Annotated in this window: 5 protein-coding genes; 2 read left to right on the forward strand and 3 right to left on the reverse strand. The window is 37.3% G+C overall.

All coding sequences use genetic code 11. From position 1 onward, the window contains the following. The 3 genes from VMW81_02875 to VMW81_02885 all read right to left on the reverse strand — a co-directional run. Window positions 1-794 (reverse strand): transketolase C-terminal domain-containing protein (locus VMW81_02875; GenBank protein ID HUU49887.1); only part of this gene is annotated, 794 nt, incomplete at its 3' end. A gap of 18 nt (window positions 795-812) precedes the next feature. Further along, window positions 813-1,628, reverse strand: a complete 816-nt coding sequence (locus VMW81_02880) for a transketolase (protein HUU49888.1) — start codon at window positions 1,626-1,628, stop codon at window positions 813-815. 165 nt (window positions 1,629-1,793) lie between these two features. Further along, window positions 1,794-2,696, reverse strand: coding sequence for a tetratricopeptide repeat protein (locus tag VMW81_02885; protein HUU49889.1), 903 nt, complete (start codon window positions 2,694-2,696; stop codon window positions 1,794-1,796). Window positions 2,697-2,920: 224 nt separating this feature from the next. Here VMW81_02885 and VMW81_02890 point away from each other — a divergent pair, with 224 nt between their 5' ends. Together VMW81_02890 and VMW81_02895 are read left to right on the forward strand one after the other, a co-directional pair. Continuing rightward, a complete protein-coding gene (locus VMW81_02890) occupies window positions 2,921-3,478 on the forward strand; it encodes a 2-oxoacid:acceptor oxidoreductase family protein (GenBank protein ID HUU49890.1) in 558 nt (185 codons plus the stop codon). Window positions 3,479-3,480: 2 nt separating this feature from the next. Beyond that, window positions 3,481-4,357, forward strand: an 877-nt coding sequence (locus VMW81_02895) for an FAD-dependent oxidoreductase (GenBank protein ID HUU49891.1), incomplete at its 3' end; no start/stop codon positions are given.

Raw genomic sequence — 4,357 nt, forward strand, 5'->3', positions numbered from 1 at the left:
TCTCCCAGACATTCTGCGACGGCGCTCCCTAATCCTCCAATTATGGAGTGTTCCTCAGCTGTTACGATAGCCTTTGTTGTTTCAGCGGCATTTTTAATAGATTTTGTGTCCAAGGGTTTGATAGTAGACATATTGATTACACCAACATGGATACCTTCTTGCTTTAAAGATTTCTGAGCATTTAAGGCTAAGCTTACCATAATTCCGCAAGCAATAATTGTTGCATCTGTTCCTTGGGAATGTATCTTGGCTTTTCCTATTTGAAAATCGATACCTTCTTTATAGATGATAGGAAATTTCTCTCTTGATAGCCGCATATAAACAGGCCCATAATATTTAGCCGCTGCTTCTAAGGCAGAGATTGCTTCATAACCATCTGCTGGTACAATAACGGTCATATTAGGGATGATTCTCATTAAACCTATATCCTCTGTGGAATGGTGTGTTGCGCCATCTTCTCCAACAGTTATTCCTCCGTGGGATGCAACGATCTTAACATTAAAGCTGGATAAACAAATGGTCTGTCTGATCTGGTCCCAGGCCCTTCCAGTAGCAAATATAGCAAAGGTACTGGCAAAGGGTATCTTTCCTGCTGCAGCAAGACCCGCTGCGGTTGCCATTAAATCCTGTTCAGCAACTCCCATGTTAAAGAATCTATCAGGAAATTTTTCCCTAAATTTTGCGGTTCTGGTTGAGGAGGAAAGGTCAGCATCCAATACAACAATATCCTTATTTTCAGCTCCTAATTTTATAAGAGTTTGTCCATATACATCCCTCGTTCCTAACTTTTCCATTGATTTTTCTCCTTAGAATTACTCCAGCTCTTTGAGAGCCTTTTCTAATTCAGCCTCCGTAGGGGCAACGCCATGATATCCAACCTTATCTTCCATAAAAGAAACCCCTTTACCCTTTATAGTCTTGGCTATGATGATTGTGGGTTTACCTTTGATCTTTTCTGCCTGATCTAAGGCAGTTAAAATTTCTTTAAAGTTGTGCCCGTCTATTTCTATTACATACCACCCAAAGGCCTTCCATTTGTCTTTAATGGGTTCGATAGCCATAATATCCTTTACATATCCATCGATTTGCAAAGCATTGTAATCCATTATCGCACATAAATTGTCTATATTATAATGGGCCGAGGTCATTGCTGCCTCCCAGATTTGCCCCTCTTGCACCTCTCCACATCCTAACAACACATATACCCTCGCTTTTTTATTATCAAGCCTTAAGGCTAGGGCAATGCCGTTTCCCTGAGATAGGCCTTGTCCTAAAGAACCACTATTTACTTCTACACCTGGAGTTCGAGCACACTCAGGATGACCCTGGAGGATACATCCTAATTTTCTTAGTTTTAAAAATTCTTTTGTATTGAAATAACCACATTCCCCTAAAATAGCATAGAGTACAGGAGCAGAATGTCCTTTTGATAGGATGAATCTGTCTCGGTCCTCCCATTTTGGATTTTTAGGGTCATGACGCATCTTAGAAAAGTATAAGGCAGTGAGTATCTCCACAGCGGATAAAGAACCTCCTGTATGACCAGAACCAGCCTCAGTCAACATCTTAAGAATATCGATTCTTATTTCTTTAGCCCTCTTTTCGAGATGTTTGATCTTTTCTTCCATATGATATTTTACCTTTATTTGTATGGATTTCGATTATTATCAAAGCCTTGATTGACCCAAAAAACTATCACGTTTTTAATGCACGCGCAAGCCTAAAAAAGGCAATTTTTATAATCACACAGAAATTTCTAGTTTTGAATTTTTTTGGGATGGATAGGGTCTCAATTATTTATCTTTTGATGATTCAATATCTTTCAGCCAGTATTCTAAAGTATTCATCACTTTTTTGTTTCTAATAGAAATATCTTCAGATGAAGAGGGCTTTTCTTTTTCTTCTTCGTTTGGAAACATCATACGGATTTCTTTAATCGCCTCTCTATCATCAATTCTCGTGTTCAGTATTTCATCCTTCTCTTCCGTAGCCTGAGGAGTTGATTCATCAGAAGGCTTTTCTGGTTGAGGGCCTTTCGTTTCTAATTTATTCTCGAGTTGTTTAATCTTTTCTAAAATTGACTCATTTTCAGGGCTACCCCTTAATATTTTTCTATATGTTTCTATAGCCTTTTCAAGCAAACCTTGCTCTTCATATATCTTAGCAAGGGTTTTTGTACTGATATCGTCTTGAGATATCTTCTCTTCCTCGGCTTCTTCTGACTCGATTTCCTTATTGATCTCTGCTTGAGGTCTTTGAGAGCGGAGTTGGTTTAATTTTTTTTCTAAAGATGAGATTAATCCTTTAATTTCTAAATTTTTTGTATCTAAATCTTTCAATCTTTCTATTAGTTTTTTAGCCTCTTCTATGTTATTCTTTAAAAGATAGATATCAACTAATAACTTATAAGCTAAGAGATTGTCCGAATGGGATTGTAACACACCCAAGGATTCTTCCTTTGCTTCATCTATCCTCTGGCAGTCATAATAAGCTCTGGCCAAAACCATTCTTGCACTTGCAAAATCTGGATATTCCTTAAGGCCTTCTTTTGCTATTTCTATTGCCTTTTCTGGCATTCCGGTTTTTAAATAGGCATTTGCAAGCGGAACAAAGATATAAGAATGAGGATTTAATTTTAAAATGTCCTCATATATTTTTATTGCTTCAGAATATTCTAAAGGCTCTTGTGTTTCCATAGCATCCTTTATAAATCACTAATTTATATATGTTATATAGAATTTATTTATATTCGTCAAGCCATTTCATATATCTCAAATAAGCTATAAAAATCAATATATTGTCAGAAACTTCCAAAATTTCCTTTTCCTTGACAGGGTTTCTCTTTTTGGCTAATATCGTTTTGGGTTGTTTTTTGCAATTTTATGATGGTTATATATTATTTACAAAAAGAGGAATTTCTTTGATTGAAATAAGGTTCCATGGACGAGGCGGGCAGGGAGCAGTCATTGCCTCCAGGATATTAGCTTCTGCCTTTTTTAAAGAAGGGAAATATGTTCAGGCGTTTTCTGCTTTTGGCTCAGAAAGAAGAGGCGCTCCGGTAGAAGCATTTGTTAGGATAGACAATAATGAGATTAAGTTAAGATATATGATCTATCAGCCTGACCATATTGTAATTTTAGATCCTGCGCTTATCGAGCTTGTGGATGTTAGGTTTGGCCTGAAGAAAAATGGATGGATTATCATCAACAGTGATAATGATCCCCAAGATTTTAAACTATTTTCTGATTATCGCGTTGCAACCGTTGATGCCAACTCAATAGCTATAAAGTACCGCTTGGGTTCGAAAACCGCTCCGATTGTCAATACGGCTATACTGGGTGCCTTTTCAAAGGCAACAAGAACAGTCAATATCAACAGGGTTATTGAAAGTGTAAAAGAGTCTATTCCTGCAAAGAGAAAAGAAAATGCATCAGCCACATTAGAGGCCTATAAAAAAGTAAAGATCTCAAAAGGTTAAAAGTGAGTAAAAAATTAAAATTAGATAGAAGAAAAGATATTCCTCCTATAGCGATCTCTTTAGAATCAACCCTTTCGATAAAGACAGGGACGTGGAGGTATTTCAGCCCTCTTCATAAAAATAAGATTCCGCCTTGTAAACATGAATGTCCTATAAATCAGGATGTACAGGGATTTATTGAGCTTATTACCCAAGACAAGTTTGATAAGGCTCTTAAGCTTATCCGAAGGGATAATCCGTTTGCTGCCGTTACAGGAAGGGTTTGTTATCATCCCTGCCAGACCGTATGTAACAGAGAATATTTTGATGGGTATGTTTCTATTGCTGCCTTGGAAAGGGCGGCATCCGATTATGGTCTTTATACAGAGAAGAAAAAAGCTACCAGAAATAAAAAGAAAAAGGTTGCTATTCTAGGAGGAGGCCCATCAGGGCTAACGTGTGCCTATCATTTAAGGATGAGGGGGTATCAGACAACCGTTTTTGAAGAACTGTCGGTATTGGGCGGGATGCTTCGAATAGGTATACCGGATTATCGTCTTCCAAAGAATATCTTGGATAGAGAGATTTCTAAGATTGTCGATATGGGTGTTGAGGTAAAGACAAATACCAAAATAGGACGGGATATAGATATTCAAGAACTTGAAAACAGATACGACGCTATGTTTATTGCTACCGGTGCTCATTTAAACAGGAAATTAAATATCCTGGAAGAGAACCTAAACAGAGTAATTTCCGGTTTAAAGTTTCTAAAGGATATAAATCTTGGAAGGAAAGTCAGTCTCGGGGAAAAGGTTATCGTCATTGGAGGGGGAAATACAGCCTTTGATGCTGCTAGATTAGCATTAAGATTAGGTTCAAGAACTACAATCATATATAGAA

This window comes from Nitrospinota bacterium, from assembly GCA_035528715.1.
In the GTDB taxonomy this organism is placed as follows: Bacteria; JADFOP01; JADFOP01; order DATKYB01; family DATKYB01; genus DATKYB01.

What these genes read in the sequence shown, in the direction of transcription:
- VMW81_02880 (HUU49888.1), bottom strand. Translation starts at nt 1,628, where the DNA reads ATGGAAGAAAAGATCAAACATCTCGAAAAGAGGGCTAAAGAAATAAGA.
- VMW81_02885 (HUU49889.1), bottom strand. Translation starts at nt 2,696, where the DNA reads ATGGAAACACAAGAGCCTTTAGAATATTCTGAAGCAATAAAAATATAT.